Raw genomic sequence first — 26,172 nt, forward strand, 5'->3', positions numbered from 1 at the left:
CGGAGTGCCCGAGCAGCGCCCCGACGAGACCGGTCCGGTGGGGGAGCGGCGCGTGCAGGGCCGCCCGGCGGTGCCGCCGTCGCGGCCCCGGCAGACCCCGCCCCCGGCGCAGCAGCCGGTGCACCACCGCACCGAGCAGATCGACCTGCGCGCCGGCTTCCCGCCGGTGCGCAACGAGACCACGGAGATCGACCTGTCGCAGGGGCTGCCCGCGGGGCTGCCGCTGCCGCCGCGCCGGACCCGGCAGGGCCGCCGGCTCGGGCTCGACGTCGGCACGGTGCGGATCGGCGTCGCGCTGTCGGACCCCACCGGCACGCTGGCCAGCCCGCTGGAGACCGTGGAGCGCCGCCGCGACGGCGGCGACCTCGACCGGATCGCCGCCCTCGTCGAGGAACACGAGGTGACGGAGGTGATCGTGGGGGAGCCGAGGCACCTCTCGGGTGCGTCGGGTGCCTCCGCACGGGAGGCACGTGCCTACTCTCGGTCACTCGCCGGGCGCATCGGCAGCGTGCCCGTGCACCTCGTCGACGAGAGGCTCTCTACCGTGACCGCAGCCAGTTCCCTGCGGGCGAACGGGCTCGACAGCCGCGCCCAGCGCCCCGTGATCGACCAGGCCGCCGCCGTGGTCATCCTCCAGGCGTATCTCGACTCCCAGCGAGGGCACTCGTGAGCGGTCCGGTCCCGCCGTACGGGCGGGGCCTCCCCGGCATGCCGAACGTCCCGGCGCCCTCCGCGGGTGCGTGGCCGGCCGGACCGCCGACGACGCGGCTGCCGGCGGGCCCCGGCCCGGTCCGGCCCGGCAGCCCCACCCGGGCCGGCCTGCTGGACCGCGACGTCCGGCCGGTGACCGCCGGCCGGCACGCCGCCCCGGACGACGCCGACGCCGGCGCCCGGGACGGCGCGCCCGAGGACGACCGCACCGGCCCGCTGCCCGGCGACAGCCAGCCCGTGCCGCCGCTGCCCGGCGTCCCGCCGCGGCCGTCCGGCCCGTGGTCGAGGCTCGCCCGCCGCGACGGGACCGCCGACCCCGACGACGCGCCCACCGTGGCCGCCGCCGCCGTCGGCCCGCACGACGAGCCCGCCGACGACGAGGAGCCCACCGGCGGCCTCGAGGTCCTCGGCGCCGGTGACGCCGACCGCGGACGCCGGCGCGGCCGGCGCGCCCGCGACGAGGCCGAGGAGCACGGGCACGCCGCCGTCTTCGGCGACGACCCCGACGAGACCGGCTCGCACGACCTGCCCGACGACGACGCCACCGGTGCCCCCGCGCCCCGCCGGCGCTCCGGCCGCCGCCGCAGCCCGCTGGCCAACGTCCTCGCGCTGCTGGTCCTCGCCGCGCTCGTCGCCGGCATCGTCTTCGGCGGGCGGGCCCTCATCGGCCTGGTCAACCCGGCCGCCGAGGACTACGCCGGCGCGGGCACCGGCAGCGTCGAGGTGCGCGTCGGCGAGGGCGACACCCTCAGCGACATCGCCCGCACCCTCGTCGAGGCCGACGTCATCGCCTCCTCCGAGCCGTTCGTCGACGCCGCCGAGGCGAACGCGGCGGCGACCGGCATCCAGCCCGGCGTCTACGAGCTGCGGTCGCAGATGAGCGGCCAGGCCGCCCTCGACTTGCTGCTCGACCCGGCCGCCCGCCAGGTCTCGCGGGTCACCGTCCCCGAGGGCTCCACGCTCGCGATCACGCTGCAGCGGATCTCGGAGACCACCGGGGTACCCCTCGAGGAGCTGACGGCCGCCGCGGCCGACCCGGCCGCGCTGGGCCTGCCGGCCTACGCGAACGGGCAGCTCGAGGGCTTCCTGTTCCCGGCGACCTACGACGTCGAGCCCGACGACACCGCCGTCGACGTGCTGCGCGCGATGGTCTCCCGGTTCACCGACACGGCGACCGACCTGCAGCTCGAGCAGCGGGCCGCGGCGGCCGGGCGCTCGGTGTACGACGTCGTCGTCGTGGCCTCGATGATCGAGCGGGAGACCAAGGTCGACGACGAGCGGGCGAACGTGGCGCAGGTCGTCTACAACCGCCTGGCGCAGGGCATCCCGCTCGGGGTAGACGCGACGCTGGCCTACGGGCTCGGCAAGAACGGCAACGACCTGACCGTCAGCGACCTGCAGACCGACAGCCCGTACAACACGCGGACCCGGGCCGGCCTCCCGCCGACGCCGATCGCGGCACCGGGCGAGGCGAGCCTGGAGGCGGCGCTGGCGCCGACCACCGGGGAGCTCCTGTACTACGTGCTGGAGTCCTCGGACGGGCGGCACTTCTTCACCGCCAGCTACGACGAGTTCCTGGTGGCCCGCCAGCGGTGCGCCGACGCCGGCCTCGGGTGTGGTGGCTGACCGGCCCGTGCCCGCACCGGCCCCGCCCGGCCGGGCGGCCGTCCTCGGCCGCCCGGTCGGGCACTCGCTCTCCCCGCTGCTGCACCGCGCCGCCTACGCCGCGCTCGGCCTGACCGGCTGGACCTACGACGCCCTCGACGTGGGCGCCGAGGACCTGCCCGACCTGGTCGCCGGGCTCGGCCCGGAGTGGCGCGGGTTCTCGGTGACCATGCCGTGCAAGCAGGCGGCGGTCGCCGTCGCCGACGCGGTCGAGCCGCTGCCCCGGCTGCTGGGCGCGGCGAACACCCTCGTGCACACCGATGCCGGGTGGCGGGCGGAGAACACCGACGTCCACGGCGTCGGGATGGCGCTGCAGACCGGCGGCGTCGAGCGGGTCGCGCACGCGGCGATCGTCGGCGCGGGCGGGACGGCCGCGGCCGCCGCCGTCGCGCTGGCCGAGCTCGGCGCCGAGTCGGTGGACGTGCTGGTCCGCGACCCCTCCCGCGCCGCCGACGTCACCCGGGTGCTCGGGGTCCTCGGCGTGGAGGCCGTGGTCCGGCGGCTGGAAGCCGGCCCGGTCGAGGCGCCGGTCGTCGTCAGCACCGTGCCGATCGGGGCGCACCGCGACCTCGCCGGCCTCGGCTGGCGGGCCGGGCAGACCGTGCTCGACGTGCTCTACGCGCCGTGGCCCACGCCGGTGGCCGCCGCGGCCGACCGGGCCGGCGCCACGGTGGTCAGCGGCATCGAGGTGCTGTTCTGGCAGGCCACGGTGCAGGTCGAGCTGATGACCGGGCTGCCCGCGCCGCTCGGCCCGATGCGCGCGGCGCTGGACGCCCGCTGACCCCTCCGGTCCCGCGCGGGCCGCTCACCGCGCCCGTCCTCGCCCTCTCGGTCGAGGGACCGCTGGTGACGGGATGGAACGGCCCCCTCTCAGGGGCCCGCCCCGAGCCTGCGAGGGGGGAAGGACCTCCCTGCCCCCCACCGCTCGCACGCTCGCGGCGGGACCCTGCAGGGAGGCCGAGGGGCGCGGTCCTGCAACTGGCAGAATCGGCGCCATGTTGCGCTGGCTGACCGCCGGTGAGTCGCACGGCCAGCAGCTCACCGCCATCCTCGAGGGCCTGCCCGCCGGCGTGCAGGTGCAGACCTCCGACCTCGACGTCGACCTGGCCCGCCGCCGGCTCGGCCACGGCCGCGGTGCGCGGATGTCCTTCGAGCAGGACGAGGTCACCCTCACCGGCGGCGTCCGGCACGGGCTGACCATGGGCGGGCCGATCGCGGTCCAGGTGGGCAACACCGAGTGGCCCAAGTGGACGACGGTCATGTCGGCCGACCCGGTCGACCCCGCGGTGCTCGAGGGCCAGGCCCGCAACGCCCCGCTGACCCGGCCGCGGCCCGGCCACGCCGACCTCGCGGGCATGCAGAAGTACGGCTTCGACGACGCCCGCCCGGTGCTCGAGCGGGCCAGCGCCCGCGAGACCGCCGCCCGGGTGGCGCTCGGCGCCGTCGCCAAGGCGTTCCTGCGGCAGGCGCTCGGCGTCGAGGTCGTGAGCCACGTCGTCGCGATCGGCCCGGTCACCGTCCCCGACGGCGTGCTGCCCGGCCCGCACGACAACCCGCGCATCGACGAGGACCCGGTGCGCTGCGCCGACCCGGCCACCAGCGAGGCGATGGTGGCCGAGGTCGACGACGCCCGAAAGAACGGCGACACGCTCGGCGGCGTCGTCGAGGTCGTCGTCCACGGGCTGCCGCCGGGCCTGGGCAGCCACGTGCACTGGGACCGCCGCCTCGACGCCCGCCTGGCCGCCGCGCTCATGGGCGTGCAGTCGGTCAAGGCGGTGGAGGTCGGCGACGGCCTGGAGACCGCCCGCCGCCGCGGCTCGGTCGCCCACGACGAGATCGTCAGCGAGGACGGCCGGCTGCGCCGGGTCACCGACCGCGCCGGCGGCATCGAGGGCGGCATGACCAACGGCGAGGCGCTGCGGGTCCGCGCGGCGATGAAGCCGATCTCCACCGTGCCGCGGGCGCTGGCCACCGTCGACGTCGCCACCGGGGACGCCGCGGTCGCGATCAACCAGCGCAGCGACGCCTGCGCGGTGCCGCGCGGCGCCGTGGTGATGGAGGCGATGGTCGCGCTCGTGCTCGCCGAAGCCGCGCTGGAGAAGTTCGGCGGCGACTCCGTCGCCGAGACCCGCCGCAACGCGCAGGCCTACCTCGACGCGCTGCTGTACCGGTGAGCCGGCCGCTGCTGGTGCTCGTGGGGCCGCCGGCCTCGGGCAAGACGACCGTCGGGACGGCGGTGGCGACCGCGCTGGGCGTGCCGTTCCGGGACACCGACGCCGACGTCGAGGCCGCCGCCGGCACCACGGTCGCCGACCTGTTCGTCACGCACGGCGAGCCGCACTTCCGGGCGCTGGAGGAGCAGGCGGTCGCCCGCGCGCTCGGCGAGCACGACGGCGTCCTCTCGCTCGGCGGCGGCGCGGTGCTCAGCGCCGCCACCCGCGGGCTCCTGGTCGACCACGGCCGCGCCGGTGGCACCGTCGTCCACCTCGACGTCGACGTCCCCTCGGCCGCCCGCCGGGCCGGCCTGTCCCGGGACCGCCCCCTGCTGGCGGTCAACCCGCGGGCGATGCTGCGCACCCTGCTCGAGCAGCGCGCCCCGCTCTACGCGGAGGTCGCCACCGTGGTCGTGCCCACCGCCGGCCGCACGCCGGAGGACGTCGTCGCGGACGTGCTGTCCGCCCTGCCCGCCGGGACCGCCCGGTGAGGCGGGTGACCGTCGCGGGGGAGGCGCCCTACGACGTCGTCATCGGCCCCGGCGCGCAGGCCGAGCTGGGCCTGCTGCTCGCCGGGACGCCGAAGGCCGCGGTCGTGCACAGCCCGCCGCTGGCGGCGCTCGCCGGCGCCGCCGTCGAGACGCTGCAGACCGCCGGGGTGGCCGCCGAGGCCGTCGTCGTCCCCGACGGCGAGGCCGCCAAGACCGCCGCGGTCGCCACGGCCGCCTGGGAGGAGTTCGGCCGGCTCGGGCTGACCCGCTCGGACGCCGTCGTCGGGGTCGGCGGGGGAGCGGTCACCGACCTCGCCGGGTTCCTCGCCGCCACCTGGACCCGCGGCGTCCGCGTGGTGCACCTGCCCACCAGCGTGCTCGGCATGGTCGACGCCGCGGTGGGCGGCAAGACCGGCATCAACACCGGGGCGGGCAAGAACCTCGTCGGGGCGTTCCACCCGCCGGCCGGCGTGCTCGCCGACACCGACGTGCTCGCCGGGCTGCCCGAGGCGGAGTTCCGCGCCGGGATGGCCGAGGTGGTCAAGTGCGGGTTCATCGCCGACGCGGCGATCCTGGACCTGCTCGCCGCCGACCCGACCGGCCGGCGCGACACCGGGGAGCTCATCGAGCGGGCGGTGCGGGTCAAGGCCGACGCCGTGGGCCGGGACCTGTTCGACACCGGCGTCCGCGAGTTCCTCAACTACGGGCACACCCTCGGCCACGCCATCGAGCGGGTCGAGGACTTCCGCTGGCGGCACGGCGAGGCGGTCGCCGTCGGACTGGTCTTCGCCGCCGAGCTCGGCGCGCAGGCCGGCCTGCTCACCCGCGCCGAGGCCGACCGGCACCGCGAGCTGGTGGCCGCGATGGGCCTGCCCACCCGCTACCGGGGCGACTGGGCGGCGCTGCAGGCGGTGATGCGCGTGGACAAGAAGGCCCGGGGGGCGACGCTGCGCTTCGTCGTCCTCGACGGCATCGGCAACCCGACGATCCTGACCGACCCCGAGCAGGCGTGGCTGGACGCGGCGTGGGCCGCAGTATCGGAGACAGCGTGACGATCCAGGTCCTCAACGGCGCCAACCTCGGCCGGCTCGGCACCCGCGAGCCCGAGGTGTACGGCACGACGACGTACGCCGACCTGGTGGCGATGGTCGAGTCGGCCGCCGCCGGGCTGGGGCTGACGGTGCGGGTGCGCCAGACCGACTCCGAGGCCGAGCTGCTCGGCTGGGTCCACGAGGCGACCGACGCCGGCGACCCGGTCGTGATCAACCCGGGCGGCTGGTCGCACACCTCGGTGGTGCTGCACGACGCGCTGGCCGCGGTGACCGCGCCGGTCGTGGAGGTGCACATCAGCAACATCCACCGGCGCGAGGAGTTCCGGCACCACTCCTACGTCTCCCGCGTCGCCGACGGCGTCATCGCCGGGCTCGGCGTGCAGGGCTACGAGCTGGCGCTGCGCCACCTGGCCGCGAAGGGGGTCTCGTGATGCGCACCGCCGAGCGGCGGGAGCGGCTGCGGGCCACCGCCGCCGAGCGCGGGCTGGACGCCGTCCTGGTGACCAACCTGCTCAACGTCCGCTACCTGACCGGGTTCACCGGCTCCAACGGCGCGCTGCTGCTGCGCACCGACGGCGCCGACCTGTTCGGCACCGACGGCCGGTACACCACCCAGGCCGGCACCCAGGTGCCCGACGTCGAGCTGCTGGTCGACCGCGCCACGGTCCCCGCGCTCGCGCAGGAGGCGGTGCGCCGCGGCGCCGGCCGGATCGGCTACGAGAGCCACGAGGTCACCGTCGACGGGCTGGCCCAGCTCGAGCGGGTGCTCGCCGACGCCGCCACCGGCGGCACCGTGCCCGAGCTGGTGTCAGTCCGCCGCGCGGTCGAGGAGCTGCGCGCGGTCAAGGACGACGACGAGGTCGCGGCGCTGCGCCGGGCCTGCGCGGTCGCCGACCAGGCGCTGGCCGAGCTCGCCGCCGAGGGCGCGCTGCGGCCCGGGCGCACCGAGCTGGAGGTCGGCCGGGAGCTCGACGCCCGCATGCTGGCGCTGGGCGCCGAGGCGCCGTCGTTCGAGACGATCGTGGCCACCGGCGCGAACTCCGCGATCCCGCACCACCGGCCCGACCGCACGGTCCTGGCCGGCGGCGACCTCCTCAAGCTCGACTTCGGTGCCACCGTCGACGGCTACCACTCCGACATGACCCGCACGGTGGTGCTCGGGCACGCCGCCGACTGGCAGCGCGAGGTCTACGCGCTGGTGGCCGAGGCGCAGGCGGCCGGGCGGGCGGCGCTGGCGGTCGGGGCCGACGTCGTCGCCGTCGACGCGGCCTCCCGCGACGTCATCACCGCCGCCGGGCACGCCGAGCACTTTCCCCACGGCCTCGGGCACGGGGTGGGCCTGGAGATCCACGAGGCGCCGGGCATCGGCCCGCTGGGCGCGGGTAGTCTGGCCGCCGGCATGGCCGTCACCGTGGAGCCGGGGGTCTACCTCCCCGGCCACGGCGGTGTCCGGATCGAGGACACGCTCGTCGTCACGGCGGACGCGCCCGAGTTGTTGACCCTCACGAGCAAGGAACTGCTGGTCCTCTAGATGGCTACCACCAACGACCTCAAGAACGGCATGGTCCTCAACCTCGACGGCCAGCTGTGGTCCGTCACCGAGTTCCAGCACGTCAAGCCCGGCAAGGGCGGCGCGTTCGTGCGGACGACGCTGAAGAACGTGCTCTCGGGCAAGGTCGTCGACCGCACCTTCAACGCCGGCACCAAGGTCGAGACGGCCACCGTCGACAAGCGGAACATGACCTACCTGTACCGCGAGGGCAACGACTTCGTCTTCATGGACGGGGACACCTTCGAGCAGATCTACGTCCCGTCCGAGACCGTCGGCGGCGGCGCGGACTACCTGCTCGACAACACCGAGGTCGTCGTGGCGGTGCACGAGGGCACCCCGCTCTACGTCGAGCTGCCGGTGACCATGGAGCTCGTCGTCCAGCACACCGACCCGGGCCTGCAGGGCGACCGCTCCACCGGCGGCACCAAGCCCGCCATCCTCGAGACCGGCGCGCAGATCAACGTGCCGCTGTTCGTCAACACCGGCGACAAGCTCAAGGTCGACACCCGCGACGGCCGGTACCTCGGCCGCGCCAACTGACGCACCGCCCCGAGCCATGGCTGCCCGCACCAAGGCGCGCAAGCGCGCCGTCGACGTCCTCTACGAGGCGGACCTGCGGGGCACCGACCCGGTGGAGCTGCTCCGCGAGCGCATCGCCGACCCGTCGCCGCCCGTCCCCGACCACGCCGTCCGGCTGGTGGAGGGGGTGGCGGCGCACCAGGGGCGCATCGACGGGCTGATCGGGCAGCACGCCCGCGGCTGGTCGCTCGAGCGGCTGCCCGACGTCGACCGCGCGATCCTGCGGATGGCGGTGTTCGAGCTGCTCTGGGCCGACGACGTGCCCGACGCCGTCGTCATCGACGAGGCCGTGGAGCTGGCCCGGGCGCTGTCGACCGACGACTCGCCGGCCTACGTCAACGGCGTTCTCGGGGCCATCCTCGACGCCGAGGTGCCGACCTCCTCCTGAGCCACGACTCAGCCCCGGACGCCGGCCTCGGCGGCGGCCAGCATCGCCGCGGCCCGGGCCCCGGCGGTCAGCCGGTGCACCCGGCGCAGCGCCGCCCGGCGGTCCGCGGCGAGCAGCGACTCGCGGTCGGGCGTCGGGACGGGCGGGGCGGTGCTCACGGGTACTCCTCGGGTGCGCGTTCTCGGCGCCGCCGACGCTAGGTCGCACCCCTGACAGTTCCAGGACCCCGAGCTGCGAGGTCCCTCCGCGGAGCCGCGAGTGTGCGGTCATCGGTCTCACCCGGGACGTCGTGACCCCACTGCGTGCACACACCGCTGACGAGGCGGCGTCCCCGCCGCACTGTGGGCACGAATCGCGCGGGCCGGACGGGAACGCCGCGGCCGAGCCGGGCACCGTCGTACCCGGGCGGCCCGGACCAGGAGTGGGAACGGGCCGTGGGGGTCCGACGGTGCCCGGCGACCGCCGTCCCGGAACGCAGCGAGGCCCGCGCCGGCGGGTGCCGGTGCGGGCCTCGGGGCGTCGCGGTGCGGGTCGCTCAGCGCGGGGCGCGGCGGCGGTCCCAGCTGTCGTCCTCGTCGTCGACGGGCCCGCCGACGCCGTCCATGCCGGGGTTGAGCACGCCCCACTCGATGAGCCGGGTGGTGAGCTCGTCGGGGCTCATGTCGTAGATGATCGCCAGGGACTTGAGGTCCTCCGCGCGGATGGAGAGGACCTTGCCGTTGTAGTCGTGCCGCTGCGCCTGGATGGTCGAGGCGTAGCGGGCGAGCGGGCCGGCCTCGTCGGCGGGCAGCGAGCCCAGCGACTCGAGGTTCAGCACAATCTTGGTCGTCGAGGTGACGGCCGAGGAGGGGCGCGGGTCGGGCAGCAGCTCGGAGACCGGCACGCCGTAGAACACGGCGAGCTCGGAGAGCCGCTGGACGGTCACCGCGCGGTCCCCGCGTTCGTAGGAACCGACGACGACGGCCTTCCAGCGGCCGTGCGACTTGTCCTCCACGCCTTGGAGGGAGAGACCCTGCTGGTTGCGGATGGCCCGCAGCCGGGCGCCGAGTGCCCGTGAGTAGTCGGTGCTCATGCGTCTCTGCTCACTGTCCGTCGTCGTGTCCAGGGCTGGTCCGTCACGCAGCGTACTCACATGTGGCGGATGGCAACAGCGCCTCCCTCGCGCGGGCCGTCCTGGGACTCCTGCGCCGACCTGCGGGGCCACGACGCGCGACGACGGTCACACGGAGGGGTGCAGTACGGTCGAGACCGGTCCACCCCACTCCTTTAACGACCCGTCCCGTGAGGCGGGGAAGGAGGCCTGATGGCCGGCACGACCGGGCCCCTGCCCGGGAACCAGTCCACCGACCCGTCCGACGGCCCGGCGCCCACCGTGCTGCTCGCCGCCGCCGACGTCGCCCGCGTCGTCGACCGCATCGCCCACCAGGTGATCGAGAAGGCCGGCGACGCGCTGCCCGACGTCGTCCTGGTCGGCATCCCCACCCGCGGCGCCCCGCTGGCCCGCCGGCTGGCCGCCCGCATCGCCGCCTTCGCCGGCACGGCGGTCGACGTCGGCACCGTCGACATCACCCTCTACCGCGACGACCTGCGGATGCGCGGCGTCCGGGCGCTGGAGGACACCCTCCTGCCGCCCGCGGGGATCGACGGCCGGCTGGTCGTCCTCGTCGACGACGTCCTGTTCTCCGGCCGCTCGGTGCGCGCGGCACTCGACGCGCTGCGCGACCTCGGCCGGCCCCGCGCGGTGCAGCTGGCGGTGCTGGTCGACCGCGGCCACCGCGAGCTGCCGATCCGCGCCGACTACGTGGGCAAGAACGTGCCCACCTCGCGCGCGCAGAAGGTGCGGGTGCACCTCGCCGAGACCGACGGCACCGACGAGGTGCTGGTGACGAGCCGGTGAAGCGGCACCTGCTGGACGCGGCCGACCTCGACCGCGCCGACGCCACGCTCGTCCTCGACACCGCCGCGCAGATCGACCAGGCGCTGGCCGGCCGCGAGGTCAAGAAGCTGCCCACGCTGCGCGGCCGCACGGTGGTCAACCTCTTCTACGAGGACTCCACCCGCACCCGCATCTCCTTCGAGCTCGCGGCCAAGCGGCTGTCCGCGGACGTCATCAACTTCTCCGCCAAGGGCAGCAGCGTCTCCAAGGGCGAGAGCCTCAAGGACACCGCGCTGACGCTGGAGGCGATGGGCAGCGACGCGATCGTCGTCCGCCACTCGGCGTCGGGCGCCCCGCACCGGCTGGCCGGCTGGGTGCGCGGCAGCGTCGTCAACGCCGGCGACGGCACCCACGAGCACCCCACCCAGGCGCTGCTGGACGCCTACACGATCCGCCGCCGGCTGGGCCGGCTCGACGGCGTGCGGGTGGCGATCGTCGGCGACGTCCTGCACAGCCGGGTGGCCCGCTCCAACGTCTGGCTGTTGACGACGCTCGGCGCGGAGGTCACCCTCGTCGCGCCGCCGACGCTGCTGCCGGTCGGCGTGGGGTCCTGGCCGGTGCAGGTCTCCTACGACCTCGACGCCGTGCTGCCCAAGGCCGACGTCGTGATGATGCTGCGGGTCCAGCTCGAGCGGATGAACGCCTCGTTCTTCCCCAGCGCCCGCGAGTACAGCCGCCGCTACGGCCTCGACGCCGTCCGGATGGCCGCGCTGTCCGACGACGCGATCGTCATGCACCCCGGCCCGATGAACCGCGGCATGGAGATCGCCGCCGACGTCGCCGACTCGGTCCGCTCGACGATCGTCGAGCAGGTCGGCAACGGCGTCTCCGTGCGGATGGCCGTGCTCTACCTGCTGCTCGGAGGCAACGCGTGACCACGCTGATCAAGGGGGCGCGCGTCCTCGGCGGCGAGCCCGCCGACCTGCTGCTCAAGGACGGCCGGGTCGCCGCGGTCGGGGACCGGCTGTCCGCGACCGGCGCGACCGTCGTCGACGCGGACGGGCTGGTCGCGCTGCCCGGCCTGGTCGACCTGCACACCCACCTGCGCGAGCCCGGCCGCGAGGACGCCGAGACGGTGGAGACCGGCAGCCGCGCGGCGGCGCTCGGCGGGTTCACCGCGGTGCACGCCATGGCCAACACCGACCCGGTGGCCGACACCGCCGGCGTCGTCGAGCAGGTCTGGCGGCTGGGCCAGGAGGCCGGGCTGGTCGACGTCGTGCCGGTCGGCGCGGTCACCGTCGGGCTGCGCGGCGAGCGGCTGGCCGAGCTCGGCGCGATGGCCGACTCCGCCGCCCGGGTGCGGGTGTTCTCCGACGACGGGCACTGCGTCGCCGACCCCGCGCTCATGCGCCGCGCGCTGGAGTACGTGAAGGCCTTCGACGGGGTGATCGCCCAGCACGCCGAGGAGCCGCGGCTGACCGCCGGCGCGCAGATGAACGAGGGTGACCGCTCCGCCCGGCTCGGGCTCACCGGCTGGCCGGCCGCCGCCGAGGAGGCGGTCATCGCCCGTGACGTGCTGCTCGCCCAGCACGTCGGCGCCCGGCTGCACGTCTGCCACGTCTCGACCGCCGGGTCGGTGGAGATCCTGCGCTGGGCCAAGTCCCGCGGCGTGCAGGTGACCGCCGAGGTCACCCCGCACCACCTGCTGCTCACCGAGGCCTGCGCCGAGTCCTACGACCCGGTGTTCAAGGTCAACCCGCCGCTGCGGACGGACGCGGACGTGGAGGCCCTCCGGCAGGGCCTGGCCGACGGCACGATCGACGCCGTCGCCACCGACCACGCGCCGCACGCGGTGGAGGACAAGGAGAGCGAGTGGGCGCAGGCCCGGCCCGGGATGCTCGGGCTGGAGCAGGCGCTCTCGGTGGTGCTGGAGACGCTGGTGGAGCCGGGCCTGCTCGACTGGGCCGGCCTCGCCGACCGCATGTCGGCCCGCCCGGCGGCCATCGGCCGCCTGGCCGGACACGGGCGCCCGATCGCGCCCGGGGAGCCGGCCAACCTGCTGCTGCTCGACCCCGCCGCCCGGGCCACCGTCGACCCGGCCGCGCTGGCGAGCCGCAGCCGCAACAGCCCCTACGCGGGCCGGGAGCTGCCCGGCCGCGTGGTCGCCACGTTCCTGCGGGGCGAGGCGACCGTCCTGGACGGAAAGGCACAGAAGTGAGCGAGGCGATCCTCGTCCTGGAGGACGGACGGACGTTCCGCGGCGAGTCCTACGGCAAGGTCGGCACGACGGTCGGCGAGGCGGTGTTCGCCACCGGGATGACCGGCTACCAGGAGACGCTGACCGACCCCAGCTACGCCGGCCAGATCGTCACGATGACCGCGCCGCACGTCGGCAACACCGGTGTCAACGGCGAGGACGACGAGAGCCGCCGCATGTGGGTGGCCGGGTTCGTCGTCCGCGACCCCGCCCGCCGCCCGGCCAACTGGCGGGCCACCGGCAGCCTCGACGACGAGCTCGCCGCGCAGGGCGTCGTCGGGATCAGCGGGATCGACACCCGCGCCCTGACCCGCCACCTGCGCGAGCGGGGGGCGATGCGCGCCGGCATCAGCAGCGAGTCGACCGACCCCGACGCGCTGCTCGCCCGGGTGCGCGCCGCCGAGGGCATGGTCGGCGCCGACCTCGCGCCGCACGTGAGCACCCGCGAGCCCTACGTCGTGCCGGCGGTGGGGGAGCGGCGGTTCACCATCGCCGCGCTCGACCTCGGCATCAAGACCGCGACCCCGCGCCACCTCGCCGAGCTCGGCGTCGAGACGCACGTGCTGCCCTCGACCGCGACCGCGCAGGACCTGCTCGCCGCCGGCCCCGACGGCGTGTTCCTCTCCAACGGCCCCGGCGACCCGGCCGCGGCCGACTACGCCGTCGCCGCGGTGCGGGGTGTGCTCGACGCCGGCCGGCCGCTGTTCGGCATCTGCTTCGGCAACCAGATCCTCGGCCGGGCGCTGGGCCTGGGCACCTACAAGCTGCGCTTCGGCCACCGCGGCCTCAACCAGCCGGTGCTCGACCGGGTCAGCGGCACCGTCCGGGTGACCAGCCACAACCACGGCTTCGCCGTCGACGCGCCGCTGGACCGGCCCACCGACACCCCCTACGGCCGGGTCGAGGTCAGCCACGTCGGCCTCAACGACGACGTCGTGGAGGGGCTGCGGCTGCTCGACGCCCCGGCGTTCAGCGTCCAGTTCCACCCCGAGTCCGCCGCCGGCCCGCACGACGCCGCGCCGCTGTTCCAGCGGTTCGTCGACCTCCTGCAGGCCACGCGGGACGGCGGGGACGCGGTCAGCCCGGCGCCGCGGGTCCGGTCCAGCACGGGGGAGAACGCCTGATGCCCAAGCGCACCGACATCTCGCACGTCCTGGTCATCGGCTCCGGGCCGATCCTCATCGGCCAGGCCGCGGAGTTCGACTACTCCGGCACCCAGGCCTGCCGCGTGCTGCGCGCCGAGGGGCTGCGGGTCAGCCTGGTCAACAGCAACCCGGCGACGATCATGACCGACCCCGACGTCGCCGACGCCACCTACGTCGAGCCGCTGACGCCGGAGTTCGTCGAGCGGGTGATCGCCAAGGAGCGCCCCGACGCGCTGCTGGCCACCCTCGGCGGGCAGACCGCGCTCAACATCGCCATCGGCCTGTACGAGAACGGGACGCTGGAGCGCTACGGCGTCCGGCTCATCGGCGCCGACGTCGACGCGATCAACCGGGGCGAGGACCGGCAGAAGTTCAAGGACATCGTCCGGTCCATCGGCGCCGACGCCCCGCGCTCGCGGGTCTGCGCCACCGTCGAGGAGGCGCTGGAGACCGCCGCCGAGGTCGGCTACCCCGTCGTCATCCGGCCCAGCTTCACCATGGGCGGGCTGGGCTCCGGGTTCGCCACCGACGAGGCGATGCTGCGCCGGATGGCCTCCCACGGCCTGGCCGACTCCCCGGTGCACACCGTGCTCGTCGAGGAGTCGGTGCTCGGCTGGAAGGAGTACGAGCTCGAGCTCATGCGCGACCGCAGCGACAACGTGGTCGTCATCTGCTCGATCGAGAACGTCGACGCGATGGGCGTGCACACCGGCGACTCGGTCACCGTCGCGCCGGCGATGACCCTCACCGACCGCGAGTACCAGCGGATGCGCGACGTCGGCATCGCGGTGCTGCGCGAGGTCGGCGTCGACACCGGCGGCTGCAACATCCAGTTCGCGGTCAACCCGGCCGACGGGCGCCTGGTCGTCATCGAGATGAACCCGCGGGTGTCCCGGTCGAGCGCGCTGGCGTCGAAGGCCACCGGCTTCCCGATCGCCAAGATCGCCGCGAAGCTCGCCATCGGCTACACCCTCGACGAGATCACCAACGACATCACCGGCGTCACCCCGGCCAGCTTCGAGCCGGCGCTGGACTACGTCGTCGTGAAGATCCCGCGGTTCGCGTTCGAGAAGTTCCCCGGGGCCGACCCGCGGCTGACCACGACGATGAAGAGCGTCGGCGAGGTCATGGCGATGGGCCGCAACTTCCCCGAGGCGCTGGGCAAGGCGATGCGGTCCACCGAGACCAAGGTCGCCGGGTTCTGGACCGGTCCGGAGGACGGGTCCAGCGCCGAGGAGCTGCTGGAGGCGCTGCGCACGCCGGTCGACGGGCGGCTGTACGTGGCCGAGGCCGCGCTGCGCGCCGGCGCCACCGTCGAGCAGGTCGCCGAGGCCAGCGGCTTCGACCCCTGGTTCGTCGACCAGATCGCGCTGGTCGGGGAGGTCGGCGCGGAGGTCCGCGAGGCGCCGGCGCTCACCGCCGCGGTGCTGCGGCGGGCCAAGCGGCACGGCCTGTCCGACCGGCAGATCGCCGCGCTGCGGCCGGAGCTGTCGGGGGAGGACGGCGTCCGGCTGCTGCGCCACCGGCTCGGCGTCCGGCCGGTGTTCAAGACCGTGGACACCTGCGCCGCCGAGTTCGCCGCCCGCACGCCGTACCACTACTCGTCCTACGACGAGGAGACCGAGGTCGAGCCGCGGGAGAGGCCGGCCGTGCTGATCCTCGGCTCCGGGCCCAACCGGATCGGCCAGGGCATCGAGTTCGACTACTCGTGCGTGCACGCGGTCATGGCGCTGCAGGACGCCGGCTACGAGGCCGTGATGGTCAACTGCAACCCCGAGACCGTCTCCACCGACTACGACACCGCCGACCGGCTGTACTTCGAGCCGCTGACCTTCGAGGACGTCCTCGAGGTGGTCGAGGCCGAGCGCGCCGCCGGTCCCGTCGCCGGGGTCGTCTGCACCCTCGGCGGGCAGACGCCGCTGGGGCTCGCGCAGCGGCTCAAGGACGCCGGCGTGCCGGTGCTGGGCACCTCGCCGGAGGCCATCGACGACGCCGAGGACCGCGGGGCGTTCTCCCGGGTGCTCGCCGACGCCGGCCTGTCCGCGCCCAAGCACGGCACCGCGACGACGTTCGCCGAGGCCCGCGCGATCGCCGCCGAGATCGGCTACCCGGTGCTGGTCCGCCCCTCCTACGTGCTCGGCGGGCGCGGCATGGAGATCGTCTACGACGACGCCACGCTCGAGGCCTACATCGCCAAGGCCACCGACGTCAGCCCCGCCCACCCGGTGCTGGTCGACCGGTTCCTGGAGGACGCCGTCGAGATCGACGTCGACGCGCTCTACGACGGCACCGAGCTCTACCTCGGCGGCGTCATGGAGCACATCGAGGAGGCGGGCATCCACTCCGGCGACTCGGCGTGCGCGCTGCCGCCGATCACGCTGGGCTCCTCCGACCTGGCGCAGATCCGCACCGCCACCGAGGCGCTGGCCGCCCGGATCGGCGTCCGCGGGCTGCTCAACGTGCAGTACGCGCTCAAGGACGACGTCCTGTACGTGCTGGAGGCCAACCCGCGGGCCAGCCGGACGGTGCCGTTCGTGTCCAAGGCGACCGCGGTGCAGCTGGCCAAGGCCGCGGCACGGATCGCGGTGGGGGAGACGATCGCCGAGCTGCGCGCCGCCGGCGTGCTGCCCGCCACCGGCGACGGCACCGACCTGCCCGAGGACGCGCCGATCGCGGTCAAGGAGGCGGTGCTGCCCTTCCACCGGTTCCGCACCGTCGACGGCCACGGCGTCGACACCGTCCTGTCGCCGGAGATGAAGTCCACCGGCGAGGTCATGGGCCTCGACGACGGCTTCGGCACCGCGTTCGCCAAGTCCCAGGCCGCCGCCTACGGCTCCCTGCCCACCGAGGGCACGGTGTTCGTCTCGCTGGCCAACCGGGACAAGCGGGCCGCGGTGTTCCCGGTCAAGCGGCTGGCCGACCTCGGCTTCCGCGTCCTCGCCACCGCCGGCACCGCCCAGGTGCTGCGCCGCAACGGCGTCGAGTGCGAGGTGGTCGGCAAGTACAGCGAGGGCCCGGGCAACTGCGTCGAGCGGATCCTGGCCGGCGACGTCGACGTCGTCGTCAACACGCCGTTCGGGTCGCCGGGCAACAGCGGGCCGCGGCTGGACGGCTACGAGATCCGCACCGCGGCGGTGGCCGCCGGCATCCCGTGCGTCACCACGGTGCAGGGGCTGGCGGCGGCGGTGCAGGGCGTCGAGGCGCTGCGCCGCGGCGGCCTCGGGGTGCGCAGCCTGCAGGAGGTCCACGCCGGTATCGCTGCCGCGCTGCCGCCGCGCCCGTGAGCATCGTCGGGCGGGTGCGCGACGACCTGGTTGCCCGCGGGCTGGTCGACGGGCTGGCGGCGTCGTTCCTCGCCGGGGTCACCCGGTTCGCGACGCCGCCGGCCGAGGAGCTCGCCGCCCTGCGGGCCGGCGCGGAGGGACTGGCCGCGCGCCTGGCGGCGGGGGAGGCCGGCGACGGCGACCTGCCGCTGCTCACCCGGGTCGCGTTCTTCGCCGGGCACGGCGGGCTGCTCGCCGCGCACGGGGTGCGCACGCCGTCCTACGACCTGCTCGGCTCCTACCGCGACAACCTCCTGACCCCGGTCGGCCCGCGGCTGCCGCGGCGGCCGCGGGCCGGCGACCGCCGGTGGCGGGTGCTCGGCCGGGACGTCGGCTTCCCGATCGGCGTGCCGGCGTGCGTGCTCAACGGCGGCGAGGAGTGGGTCCGCTTCCACGCCCGCAACGGGTTCAGCGTGCTCACCTACAAGACGGTGCGCAGCCGGGCGCACGAGCCGAACGTGCAGCCGAACTGGACGTTCGCGCCGCGCCCGCCGAGCGACGCCGTCGTCTCCGACCCCTGGGACTGGGGGGCGCCCGGCTCCCCGGACGTCAGCACGGTCAACTCCTTCGGCGTCCCCTCGCCGGCGCCGGAGGAGTGGATGGCCGACCTCGAGCGGTCCCTGGCCGCGGTCGACGCCGACCAGCTGCTGCTGGTCAGCGTCATGGGGTCCGGCGACGGCCCCGCCCTGGTCGACGACTTCGCCCGGGTCGCGGCGATGGCGCAGGAGGCCGGCGCGACCGTCGTCGAGCTGAACCTGTCCTGCCCGAACACGCTGTCGGCCTCGCCGGACGGCGTGGAGCCGCCGCTGTGCCTGGACGCGGACGCCACGGTCGCCGTCGTCGAGGGCGTGCGCCGGGCGCTGGACGACCGCACCGGGCTGGTCGCCAAGCTGTCCTGGCTCGACGCGGACCGGCTGGCCGCGCTGGTGCCCCGGCTGGCGCCGCTGGTCGACGGCGTCGCGGGCATCAACACGGTCGCGAGCCGGGTGGTGCGCGGCGACGGCGAGCCGACCTTCCCCGGCCGCGCGGTGGCGGGGCTGTCGGGGGCGGCGGTCCGCGGGCAGGCGCTGGACCTCACCCGCCGGCTGGTGGCGCTGCGCGAGGCGTCCGGCCGGCGCTTCGACGTGCTGGCGATGGGCGGGGTGACCGACCCGGCGTCGTTCGCGGCGCTGTGGGAGGCCGGCGCCGACGCCGTGCAGTCGGCGTCGGGCGCCTTCGCCGACCCCTTCCTCGCCCGCGACTGCATCGCGGCGCACGGCGACACGCTGTCCCGGTCGGTGCCGCGGTGAGCGCGCCGTTCGGGCAGCGGCTCGCCGACGCCGTCGCCGCCCGGGGGCCGCTGTGCGTGGGCATCGACCCGCACGCGCCGCTGCTGGAGCGCTGGGGCCTGGCCGACGACGTCGACGGGCTGCGCCGGTTCACCGACACGGTGGTCGACGCGCTGGCCGGCGAGGTCGCCGTGCTCAAGCCGCAGTCGGCGTTCTTCGAGCGGCACGGCTCCCGCGGCCTGGCCGTGCTGGAGGACGCCGTCGCCCGGGCCCGCGCGGCCGGGGCGCTGGTGCTGCTGGACGCCAAGCGCGGCGACATCGGCTCGACCATGGACGCCTACGCCGACGTGCTGCGCCCGGAGCACCCGTGCGCCGTCGACGCGCTCACCGTCAGCCCCTACCTCGGGCCCGGCTCGCTGCAGCCGGCCGTCGACACCGCCCGGCTGACCGGCGGCGGGTTGTTCGTGCTGGCCCGCACCTCCAACCCCGACGCCGGCACGCTGCAGTCCGCGGCGGTGGGGGAGCGGTCGGTGGCGCAGGCCGTCGTCGACACCGTGCGCGGCTGGAACACCCCCGGCTGGGTCGTCGGCGACCCGCTGCCCGACCTCGGCGCGGTGCAGGACCTCGGCAGCCGCTGGGGCGCCACGACCGGGTCCTTCGGCGTCGTCGTCGGCGCCACGCTGCGCGAGCTCGACGTCGACCTCGACGGTCTCGGCGGCCCGGTGCTCGCGCCCGGGCTGGGCGCCCAGGGCGGCTCGGCCGCGGACCTGCGGCGCCTCTTCGGCACCGGCCGCGCCGTGGTCCCGACCGTCTCCCGCGACGTGCTCGCGGCGGGCCCGGCCCCCGCCGGGCTGCGCGCCGCGGCCGCCCGCTGGGCGGAGGAGCTCGGGCGGTGAGGCGCGCGCTGCCCTGGCTGGTCGCGGGACTGGGGGTGACCCTCACCGTCGCCGGGGTCGCCGTGTTCTGGTGGACGAACACCCGCCCGCCGTCGGGGTACGGCTGGACCGCGTACGCGCCCCTGGAGGAGGTCGACCCCGTCCACGAGAGCACGCTGACCCTGACGTCCGGCCCCGGGTCGGTCGTCCGGGACACCGGGCACCTCGTCGGGGCCGCCCTCGCGGTCGCCGGTGCGCTGGTGCTGGCCGCGGTCGGTGGCTGGGTCCTGGGCCGCCGGTCGGCCCGCTGACGGGCCGCCCGGGCGCGCCGCCCGGCGTGTCACGTCCGGACGCGGCGGGGGCCCTGAGCCGATACGAATGCGTTTCGTATACTTCCTGACCAGCGGTGTTCACGGAGGGTCACAGCGGCCCTCCACAGGGCGTCACGTGCGGACGACCGGAGATCGAAGAGGTCGTGCAAACAGCGCGTGACCTGCGGATTCGTGGTTACTAGGTTGATCGTCGGTGCCCAGACCGCGGGCCCGCACCCGACACCGCACGTACCCGCCGGGTCGCAGATCCCCGGCAACGACACGATGGGACGCACCATGCCCCTCCCCGACCTGTCCCCCGAACAGCGCGCCGCCGCACTGGAGAAGGCCGCCGCCGCCCGCAAGGCGCGCGCCGAGCTCCGTGAGCGGCTCAAGAGCAAGGGCGCCACGGTCGGCGACGTCCTCAAGCAGGGCGAGACCGACGAGGTCATCGGCAAGATGCGCGTCTCCGCCGTCCTGGAGTCCCTGCCGGGCGTGGGCAAGGCGCGGGCTGCGAAGATCATGGAGCGGCTCGAGATCTCCCCGACCCGCCGGGTGCGCGGCCTGGGCGCCAACCAGCGCAAGGCGCTGGAGGCGGAGTTCGGCGGCGATCCGGTGGCCGCCGACCAGGTGCCCGCCGACTCGACGGCCTGAGGTCGCGGTACCGCTCCACCCGTCCGACGCCAGCACCACGAGGGACCACCCGTTGCCGACTGCCCAGCCGATCCCTGCCCCGGCGCGCCTGACGGTGCTCTCCGGACCCTCGGGGGTCGGCAAGGGCACCGTCGTCGCCGAGGTCCGCCGCCGGTACCCCGACGTGTGGGTCTCGGTGTCGGTGACCACCCGCCGGCAACGCCCGGGAGAGGTCGACGGGGTGCACTACCACTTCATCGGCGACGCCGAGTTCGACCGGCTGGTCGCCGAGGACGGCCTGCTCGAGTGGGCCGAGTACGCGGGCAACCGTTACGGCACGCCGGCCGCCCCGGTCCGCGAGCGCCTCGCGGCCGGGGCCCCGGCGCTGCTCGAGATCGAGCTGCAGGGCGCCCGCCAGGTGCGGGCGCGCGCCCCGGAGGCGCAGCTGGTGTTCCTCGCCCCGCCGTCGTGGGCGGAGCTCGAGAGCCGGCTGGCCGGCCGCGGGTCGGAGCCGCCGGCCGTGCAGGAGCGCCGGCTGGCCATCGCGCAGGCCGAGCTGGACGCCGCGGGGGAGTTCGACGTCGTGGTGGTCAACGACGACGTCGCGAGGGCCGCGGACGAGTTGGTAGGATTGCTGGTCGCGCCGTCGGCAGGAAAGGCTGCCGGCGCCTCCGAGTGACCGGCCACCCGAGGCCCCTCACTCCCACCGAGCCAACCGAGGAGCACGCCCGCCCGTGTCCGGAGTCGCACCCGCCCCCGAGGGCATCACCAACCCGCCGATCGACGAGCTGCTCGAGCGCACCAGCAGCAAGTACGGCCTGGTGATCTTCGCCGCCAAGCGCGCGCGCCAGATCAACGCCTACTACAGCCAGCTCTCCGAGGGCCTGCTCGAGTACGTCGGCCCGCTGGTCGACACCGCCCCCCAGGAGAAGCCCCTGTCGATCGCGCTGCGCGAGATCAACGAGGGCCTGCTGACCCACACCGCCGGCGACAACTGAGCAAGGACCCCCTCGCCCCCACGCCTCGCACGCTCGGCGCGGGACCCTGCGAGGGGGCCGTTCCAGCCCCGTGCGAGTGACGACGCCCCCGGCCCAGGCCGGGGGCGTCGTCGCGTCTGCGGGAGGATGGGGCGCATGAGCCGGATCGTGCTGGGCGTCGCCGGGGGCGTGGCCGCCTACAAGGCCGCCCTGCTGCTGCGCGCGCTGACGGAGGCCGGGCACGACGTCCGCGTCGTCCCCACCCCCGGGGCGCTGCACTTCGTCGGTGCGGCGACCTTCGAGGCGCTGTCGGGCCACCCGGTCACCACCGACGTCTGGTCGGAGGTGCCCGAGGTCGCGCACGTGCGGATCGGGCAGACCGCCGACCTCGTCGTCGTCGCGCCGGCCACCGCCGACCTGCTCGCCCGCGCCGCGACGGGCCGCGCCGACGACCTGCTCACCGCCACGCTGCTCACCGCGCACTGCCCGGTGGTGTTCGTGCCGGCCATGCACACCGAGATGTGGCTGCACCCGGCCACGCAGGACAACGTCGCCACGCTCCGCCGCCGCGGCTCGATCGTGCTGCCGCCCGCCGTCGGCCGGCTGACCGGTCCCGACTCCGGCCCCGGCCGGCTGCCCGAGCCCGCCGACGTCGCCGCGCTGGCGCAGGTGGTCCTCGCGGCCGGCGCCGACGTCGTGCGCGCCGACCTCACCGGCCGCCGCGTCCTGATCAGCGCCGGCGGCACCCGCGAGCCGCTGGACCCGGTGCGCTTCCTGGGCAACCGCTCGTCGGGCAAGCAGGGCTGGGCGCTGGCCCGCGTGGCCGCCGCCCGCGGCGCCGACGTCACCGTCGTCGCGGCCAACGTCGACCTGCCCGCGCCGTTCGGCGTCCGTGTCGTCCCGGTCGGGACGGCGGAGGAGCTGCGCGCCGCGATGCTCGCCGAGGCCGGGTCGGGTGGGGAGGCGGCAGCGGACGTCGTCGTCATGGCCGCGGCCGTCGCCGACTTCCGGCCGGCCACCGTCGCCGCCACCAAGCTCAAGAAGGACAGCGCGAGCGAGCCCGACGCCGTCCCGCTGGTGCGCAACCCCGACGTGCTCGCCGAGCTGGTCACCAAGCGCGCCCCCGGGCAGCTCGTGGTCGGCTTCGCCGCCGAGACCGGGGACGCCGACGCCGACGTGCTGGCCCACGCCCGGGCCAAGCTCGCCCGCAAGGGCTGCGACCTGCTGGTCGTCAACGACGTCTCCGGGGGCGGGGTGTTCGGCCGCCCCGACAACGCCGCCGTCGTCCTCGCCACCGACGGCACCGCCACCGAGGTGCCCCACGGCAGCAAGGACGCCGTCGCCGCGGCGGTCTGGCAGGTCGTCCTGCCCCGTCTCGCCTGACCGGCGGCTGCCGCGGGCGGGTCCCGCCGGTAAGTTGCTCCCACGGCGCGGGCAGGCCGCGCCACGATCTCGTCACCGACCCAGGGAGAACCGAGTGCCACGCCGCCTCTTCACGTCCGAGTCGGTGACCGAGGGCCACCCGGACAAGATCGCCGACCAGATCAGCGACGCGATCCTCGACGAGATGCTGGCGCAGGACCCGCGCAGCCGCGTCGCCGTCGAGACGCTCATCACCACCGGCCAGGTCCACATCGCCGGTGAGGTCACCACCGCCGGCTACGTCGACATCGCCGACGTCGTCCGCCGGACCGTGCTGCGGATCGGCTACGACTCCTCCCGCAAGGGCTTCGACGGCGCCTCGTGCGGCGTCAGCGTGTCCCTGGGCTCCCAGTCGCCGGACATCGCGCAGGGGGTGGACACCGCCTACGAGGCGCGCACCACCGGCACCACCGACGACGAGATCGAGCGCCAGGGCGCCGGTGACCAGGGCCTGATGTTCGGCTACGCCACCGACGAGACCCCCGAGCTCATGCCGCTGCCGATCGCGCTGGCGCACCGGCTCTCGCGCCGGCTGGCCGCGGTCCGCAAGGACGGCTCGGTGCCCTACCTGCGCCCCGACGGCAAGACCCAGGTCACCGTCGTCTACGAGGACGACCGGCCGGTCGGCGTCGACACCGTCGTCGTCTCCTCGCAGCACGCCGAGGACATCTCCATCGAGCAGCTGCTCACCCCCGACGTGCAGGAGCTCGTCGTGGAGCCGGAGCTGCAGGCCCTCGGCCTGCCGACCGAGGGCTACCGGCTGCTGGTCAACCCGACCGGCAAGTTCGTCATCGGCGGCCCGATGGGCGACGCCGGGCTGACCGGCCGAAAGATCATCGTCGACACCTACGGCGGCATGGCCCGCCACGGCGGCGGCGCGTTCTCCGGCAAGGACCCCTCGAAGGTCGACCGGTCCGGCGCCTACGCGATGCGCTGGGTGGCCAAGAACGTCGTCGCCGCGGGGCTGGCCCGCCGCTGCGAGGTCCAGGTGGCCTACGCCATCGGCGCCGCGCACCCGGTCGGCCTGTTCGTCGACACCCACGGCACCGGCACCGTCCCGGACGACGTCCTGGAGAAGGCGGTCACCACGGTCTTCGACCTGCGCCCGGGCGCGATCGTGCGCGACCTGGACCTGCTGCGGCCGATCTACGGCCCGACCGCCGCGTACGGCCACTTCGGCCGCACCGACGTCGAGCTGCCGTGGGAGCGCACCGACCGCGTGGAGGCCCTCCGCTCCGCGGTGGGCTGACGAAGGCCCCCTCACGCCTCGCGAGCTCGGCGCGGGCCCCTGGAGGGTGGCCGTTCCAGCACGTCACCAGGTTCGCGGCCGGCCCCTGGAGCGGGACCGGGATCGTCGGACCCGGCGGGGACACTGCTGCGACACGACCCCGCCGAACGGAGAACAGCGCTGACCTCGGCACCCGCCAGTCCCGAGACCACGGACGCGCCGGCCGGCCCGGCTGCCCGCACCCCGCGGGTGGCCCGGGTCGTCGTCGACGTGCCGCTGGCCCACCTCGACCGGGCCTTCGACTACGCGGTCCCGGACGAGATGGCCGGCGAGGTCCGGGCCGGCTGCCGGGTGCGGGTGCGCTTCGCCGGGCAGCTGGTCGACGGGTTCGTCCTCGAGCTGACCGACGTCAGCGAGTCCGGCCGCACGCTCGCCCCGCTCGCCAAGCTCGTCTCGCCCGAGCCGGTGCTCACCCCCGAGGTGGCCGCGCTGGCCCGCTCGGTCGCGCAGCGCTGGGCCGGCACGCTGACCGACGTCCTGCGGCTGGCCGTCCCGCCGCGCCGGGCCGCCGCGGAGAAGCGCCCGCCGGCCGAGCCCGCCGACCCGCCGGCGCCGCCGGACCCGGCCGGCTTCGCCCGCTACCCGACCGGGCCGGCGCTGCTGGCCGCCGTCGCGGAGGGCCGGCCCGCCCGCGCGGTGTGGACGGCGCTGCCGGGGGAGGACTGGCCCGCCCGGCTGGCCGAGCTGTGCCAGGCGGCGCTGTCCGGCGGCCGCGGCGCGCTGGTCGTCGTCCCCGACGGCCGCGACCTGGACCGGCTGGAGGCCGCGGCCGGCGCCCGGCTGCCGAAGGGGTCGTTCGTCGTGCTCCGCGCCGATGCCGCCCCCGACGCCCGCTACCGCCGCTTCCTCGACGCCGCCCGCGGCAGCGCGAAGGTCGTCCTCGGCACCCGCGCGGCGGCGTTCGCGCCGGTCGCCGACCTGGGCCTGGTCGCGATCTGGGACGACGGTGACGACCTGCACGCCGAGCCGCGCGCCCCCTACGCGCACGCCCGCGACGTGCTGGTGCACCGCGCGCACCTGTCCTCCTGCGCCGCGGTCGTCGCGGCCACCGCGCGCACCGCCGAGGCCGCGCTGCTGGTGGAGAGCGGCTGGGCGCACGAGCTCGCCGCGGACCGCGCCACGCTGCGCGCGGTCGCCCCGCGGGTGCAGGCCCTCGGCGAGGACCACGAGCTGGCGCGGGACCCCGCCGCCCGCACCGCCCGGCTGCCCAGCCTCGCGCACCGGGTGGCCCGCGCGGCGCTGGCCGAGGGCACCCCGGTGCTGGTGCAGGTGCCGCGCGCCGGCTACGCGCCGGGGCTGTCCTGCGACCGCTGCCGGGCGCCGGCCCGCTGCGCGGTCTGCGCCGGGCCGCTGGGCATCGCGCCCACGCCCGGGCCGGGCGGCTCGCGGGTGCCGGCCTGCCGCTGGTGCGCCCGCCCGGCGGCCACCTTCGACTGCCCGCACTGCCACGGGACGAAGCTGCGCGCCTCCGTCGTCGGCGCCAACCGCACCGCCGAGGAGCTGGGCCGGGCGTTCCCCGGGGCGCCGGTGCGGGTGTCCGGGCGCGGCTCCGGCGTGCTGCCGTCGGTGCCCGCCGGGCCGCAGCTGGTCGTGGCCACCCCGGGCGCCGAGCCGGTCGCCGAGGGCGGCTACGGCGCCGCGCTGCTGCTCGACTCGTGGGCGCTGCTCGGGCGGGCGGACCTGCGGGCGGGGGAGGAGACCCTGCGCCGCTGGATGAACGCCGCCACGCTCGTGCGGGCGCACGGCTCGGTCGTCGTCGCCGCCGACGCCGCGCACCCCGTCGTCCAGGCGCTGGTCCGCTGGGACCCGGGCTGGCTGGCCGAGCGCGAGCTCGCCGACCGCCGCGAGCTCGGCTTCCCGCCGGTCACCCGGATGGCCGCGCTGTCCGGGTCGCCGGCGGCGCTGGCGGAGTTCCTCGGCGCCGCGCGGCTGCCCGACGACGCCGACCTGCTCGGCCCGGTGCCCGAGCCGCCGCGGCCCGGGCAGGAGGGCGAGCGCGAGCGCTACCTCGTGCGGGTGCCGCGCACCGAGGGCCTGGCGCTGGCGACCGCGCTGGCCGAGGTGCAGGGCGTGCGCAGCGCCCGCAAGGTGCCCGAGCACGTGCGCGTCCAGCTCGACCCGCTCGACCTGGTGTGACGGGTCCCGG

Annotated in this window: 26 protein-coding genes; 24 read left to right on the forward strand and 2 right to left on the reverse strand. The window is 75.9% G+C overall.

Annotated features, from left to right (window positions below):
* Positions 1–4 precede the first annotated feature (4 nt).
* The 10 genes from ruvX (at position 5) to nusB (ending at position 8,651) form a co-directional block, all read left to right on the forward strand.
* Positions 5–670, forward strand: a complete 666-nt coding sequence (ruvX, locus tag ACI8AR_RS04250; RefSeq protein WP_457049861.1) for a Holliday junction resolvase RuvX — start codon at positions 5–7, stop codon at positions 668–670.
* On the forward strand, positions 667–2,337 hold the full coding sequence (mltG, locus tag ACI8AR_RS04255) for an endolytic transglycosylase MltG (protein ID WP_457049862.1): 1,671 nt from the start codon (positions 667–669) through the stop codon (positions 2,335–2,337). The genes ruvX and mltG overlap by 4 nt, the downstream gene beginning before the upstream one ends.
* 7 nt (positions 2,338–2,344) lie before the next feature.
* Positions 2,345–3,157 (forward strand): shikimate dehydrogenase, encoded by an 813-nt coding sequence (locus ACI8AR_RS04260; RefSeq protein ID WP_457049863.1) that lies wholly within the window; start codon positions 2,345–2,347, stop codon positions 3,155–3,157.
* A 214-nt stretch (positions 3,158–3,371) separates the two neighbouring features.
* Positions 3,372–4,550: a chorismate synthase gene (aroC, locus tag ACI8AR_RS04265; protein WP_457049864.1), complete on the forward strand. Its 1,179-nt coding sequence runs from the start codon at positions 3,372–3,374 to the stop codon at positions 4,548–4,550.
* Positions 4,547–5,080, forward strand: a complete 534-nt coding sequence (locus ACI8AR_RS04270; protein ID WP_457049865.1) for a shikimate kinase — start codon at positions 4,547–4,549, stop codon at positions 5,078–5,080. The genes aroC and ACI8AR_RS04270 overlap by 4 nt, the downstream gene beginning before the upstream one ends.
* A gap of 5 nt (positions 5,081–5,085) precedes the next feature.
* On the forward strand, positions 5,086–6,132 hold the full coding sequence (gene aroB, locus ACI8AR_RS04275) for a 3-dehydroquinate synthase (RefSeq protein WP_457049866.1): 1,047 nt from the start codon (positions 5,086–5,088) through the stop codon (positions 6,130–6,132).
* Complete coding sequence (gene aroQ / locus ACI8AR_RS04280; protein WP_457049867.1) at positions 6,129–6,563, forward strand: type II 3-dehydroquinate dehydratase; 435 nt, start codon at positions 6,129–6,131, stop codon at positions 6,561–6,563. The genes aroB and aroQ overlap by 4 nt, the downstream gene beginning before the upstream one ends.
* The gene (locus ACI8AR_RS04285; RefSeq protein WP_457049868.1) at positions 6,563–7,663 is read left to right on the forward strand and encodes a M24 family metallopeptidase; all 1,101 of its coding nucleotides are present in this window, start codon (positions 6,563–6,565) and stop codon (positions 7,661–7,663) included. Before aroQ ends, ACI8AR_RS04285 begins: the two co-directional genes overlap by 1 nt.
* On the forward strand, positions 7,664–8,224 hold the full coding sequence (efp, locus tag ACI8AR_RS04290; RefSeq protein ID WP_457049869.1) for an elongation factor P: 561 nt from the start codon (positions 7,664–7,666) through the stop codon (positions 8,222–8,224). It begins immediately after the preceding gene.
* A gap of 16 nt (positions 8,225–8,240) precedes the next feature.
* Positions 8,241–8,651 carry a transcription antitermination factor NusB gene (nusB, locus tag ACI8AR_RS04295; RefSeq protein ID WP_457049870.1) on the forward strand — a complete coding sequence of 137 codons (411 nt, stop codon included), beginning with the start codon at positions 8,241–8,243 and terminating at the stop codon, positions 8,649–8,651.
* 8 nt (positions 8,652–8,659) lie between these two features.
* Here nusB and ACI8AR_RS04300 read toward each other — a convergent pair whose 3' ends face one another.
* Complete coding sequence (locus tag ACI8AR_RS04300) at positions 8,660–8,809, reverse strand: hypothetical protein (protein WP_457049871.1); 150 nt, start codon at positions 8,807–8,809, stop codon at positions 8,660–8,662.
* Between the two features lie 377 nt (positions 8,810–9,186).
* Positions 9,187–9,723: a transcriptional regulator BldD gene (gene bldD, locus ACI8AR_RS04305; RefSeq protein ID WP_457049872.1), complete on the reverse strand. Its 537-nt coding sequence runs from the start codon at positions 9,721–9,723 to the stop codon at positions 9,187–9,189.
* Positions 9,724–9,954: 231 nt separating this feature from the next.
* On the opposite strand from bldD, the gene pyrR reads away from it, so the two are divergent.
* The 14 genes from pyrR (at position 9,955) to ACI8AR_RS04375 (ending at position 26,162) form a co-directional block, all read left to right on the forward strand.
* Positions 9,955–10,548 (forward strand): bifunctional pyr operon transcriptional regulator/uracil phosphoribosyltransferase PyrR, encoded by a 594-nt coding sequence (pyrR, locus tag ACI8AR_RS04310; protein ID WP_457049873.1) that lies wholly within the window; start codon positions 9,955–9,957, stop codon positions 10,546–10,548.
* The gene (locus tag ACI8AR_RS04315) at positions 10,545–11,462 is read left to right on the forward strand and encodes an aspartate carbamoyltransferase catalytic subunit (protein ID WP_456936402.1); all 918 of its coding nucleotides are present in this window, start codon (positions 10,545–10,547) and stop codon (positions 11,460–11,462) included. The genes pyrR and ACI8AR_RS04315 overlap by 4 nt, the downstream gene beginning before the upstream one ends.
* Positions 11,459–12,745: a dihydroorotase gene (locus ACI8AR_RS04320; protein WP_457049874.1), complete on the forward strand. Its 1,287-nt coding sequence runs from the start codon at positions 11,459–11,461 to the stop codon at positions 12,743–12,745. Before ACI8AR_RS04315 ends, ACI8AR_RS04320 begins: the two co-directional genes overlap by 4 nt.
* Entirely contained in the window at positions 12,742–13,908 is a 1,167-nt protein-coding gene (gene carA, locus ACI8AR_RS04325) for a glutamine-hydrolyzing carbamoyl-phosphate synthase small subunit (RefSeq protein ID WP_457049875.1), read from the forward strand. The genes ACI8AR_RS04320 and carA overlap by 4 nt, the downstream gene beginning before the upstream one ends.
* The gene (gene carB / locus ACI8AR_RS04330) at positions 13,908–17,213 is read left to right on the forward strand and encodes a carbamoyl-phosphate synthase large subunit (protein WP_457049876.1); all 3,306 of its coding nucleotides are present in this window, start codon (positions 13,908–13,910) and stop codon (positions 17,211–17,213) included. The genes carA and carB overlap by 1 nt, the downstream gene beginning before the upstream one ends.
* On the forward strand, positions 17,210–18,541 hold the full coding sequence (locus tag ACI8AR_RS04335) for a dihydroorotate oxidase (protein ID WP_457049877.1): 1,332 nt from the start codon (positions 17,210–17,212) through the stop codon (positions 18,539–18,541). Before carB ends, ACI8AR_RS04335 begins: the two co-directional genes overlap by 4 nt.
* Entirely contained in the window at positions 18,538–19,416 is an 879-nt protein-coding gene (gene pyrF, locus ACI8AR_RS04340) for an orotidine-5'-phosphate decarboxylase (protein ID WP_457049878.1), read from the forward strand. The genes ACI8AR_RS04335 and pyrF overlap by 4 nt, the downstream gene beginning before the upstream one ends.
* Positions 19,413–19,706 (forward strand): hypothetical protein, encoded by a 294-nt coding sequence (locus ACI8AR_RS04345; RefSeq protein WP_457049879.1) that lies wholly within the window; start codon positions 19,413–19,415, stop codon positions 19,704–19,706. The genes pyrF and ACI8AR_RS04345 overlap by 4 nt, the downstream gene beginning before the upstream one ends.
* A gap of 297 nt (positions 19,707–20,003) precedes the next feature.
* On the forward strand, positions 20,004–20,360 hold the full coding sequence (mihF, locus tag ACI8AR_RS04350) for an integration host factor, actinobacterial type (RefSeq protein ID WP_456926787.1): 357 nt from the start codon (positions 20,004–20,006) through the stop codon (positions 20,358–20,360).
* 52 nt (positions 20,361–20,412) lie between these two features.
* Entirely contained in the window at positions 20,413–21,018 is a 606-nt protein-coding gene (gmk, locus tag ACI8AR_RS04355) for a guanylate kinase (protein ID WP_456936410.1), read from the forward strand.
* A gap of 55 nt (positions 21,019–21,073) precedes the next feature.
* The gene (rpoZ, locus tag ACI8AR_RS04360) at positions 21,074–21,337 is read left to right on the forward strand and encodes a DNA-directed RNA polymerase subunit omega (protein ID WP_089305624.1); all 264 of its coding nucleotides are present in this window, start codon (positions 21,074–21,076) and stop codon (positions 21,335–21,337) included.
* 135 nt (positions 21,338–21,472) lie between these two features.
* A complete protein-coding gene (gene coaBC / locus ACI8AR_RS04365) occupies positions 21,473–22,699 on the forward strand; it encodes a bifunctional phosphopantothenoylcysteine decarboxylase/phosphopantothenate--cysteine ligase CoaBC (protein ID WP_457049880.1) in 1,227 nt (408 codons plus the stop codon).
* 94 nt (positions 22,700–22,793) lie between these two features.
* Complete coding sequence (gene metK / locus ACI8AR_RS04370; RefSeq protein ID WP_457049881.1) at positions 22,794–23,987, forward strand: methionine adenosyltransferase; 1,194 nt, start codon at positions 22,794–22,796, stop codon at positions 23,985–23,987.
* Between the two features lie 228 nt (positions 23,988–24,215).
* Positions 24,216–26,162 (forward strand): primosomal protein N', encoded by a 1,947-nt coding sequence (locus ACI8AR_RS04375; RefSeq protein WP_457049882.1) that lies wholly within the window; start codon positions 24,216–24,218, stop codon positions 26,160–26,162.
* Positions 26,163–26,172 lie beyond the last annotated feature (10 nt).

The organism is Geodermatophilus sp. SYSU D01036, assembly GCF_054050435.1.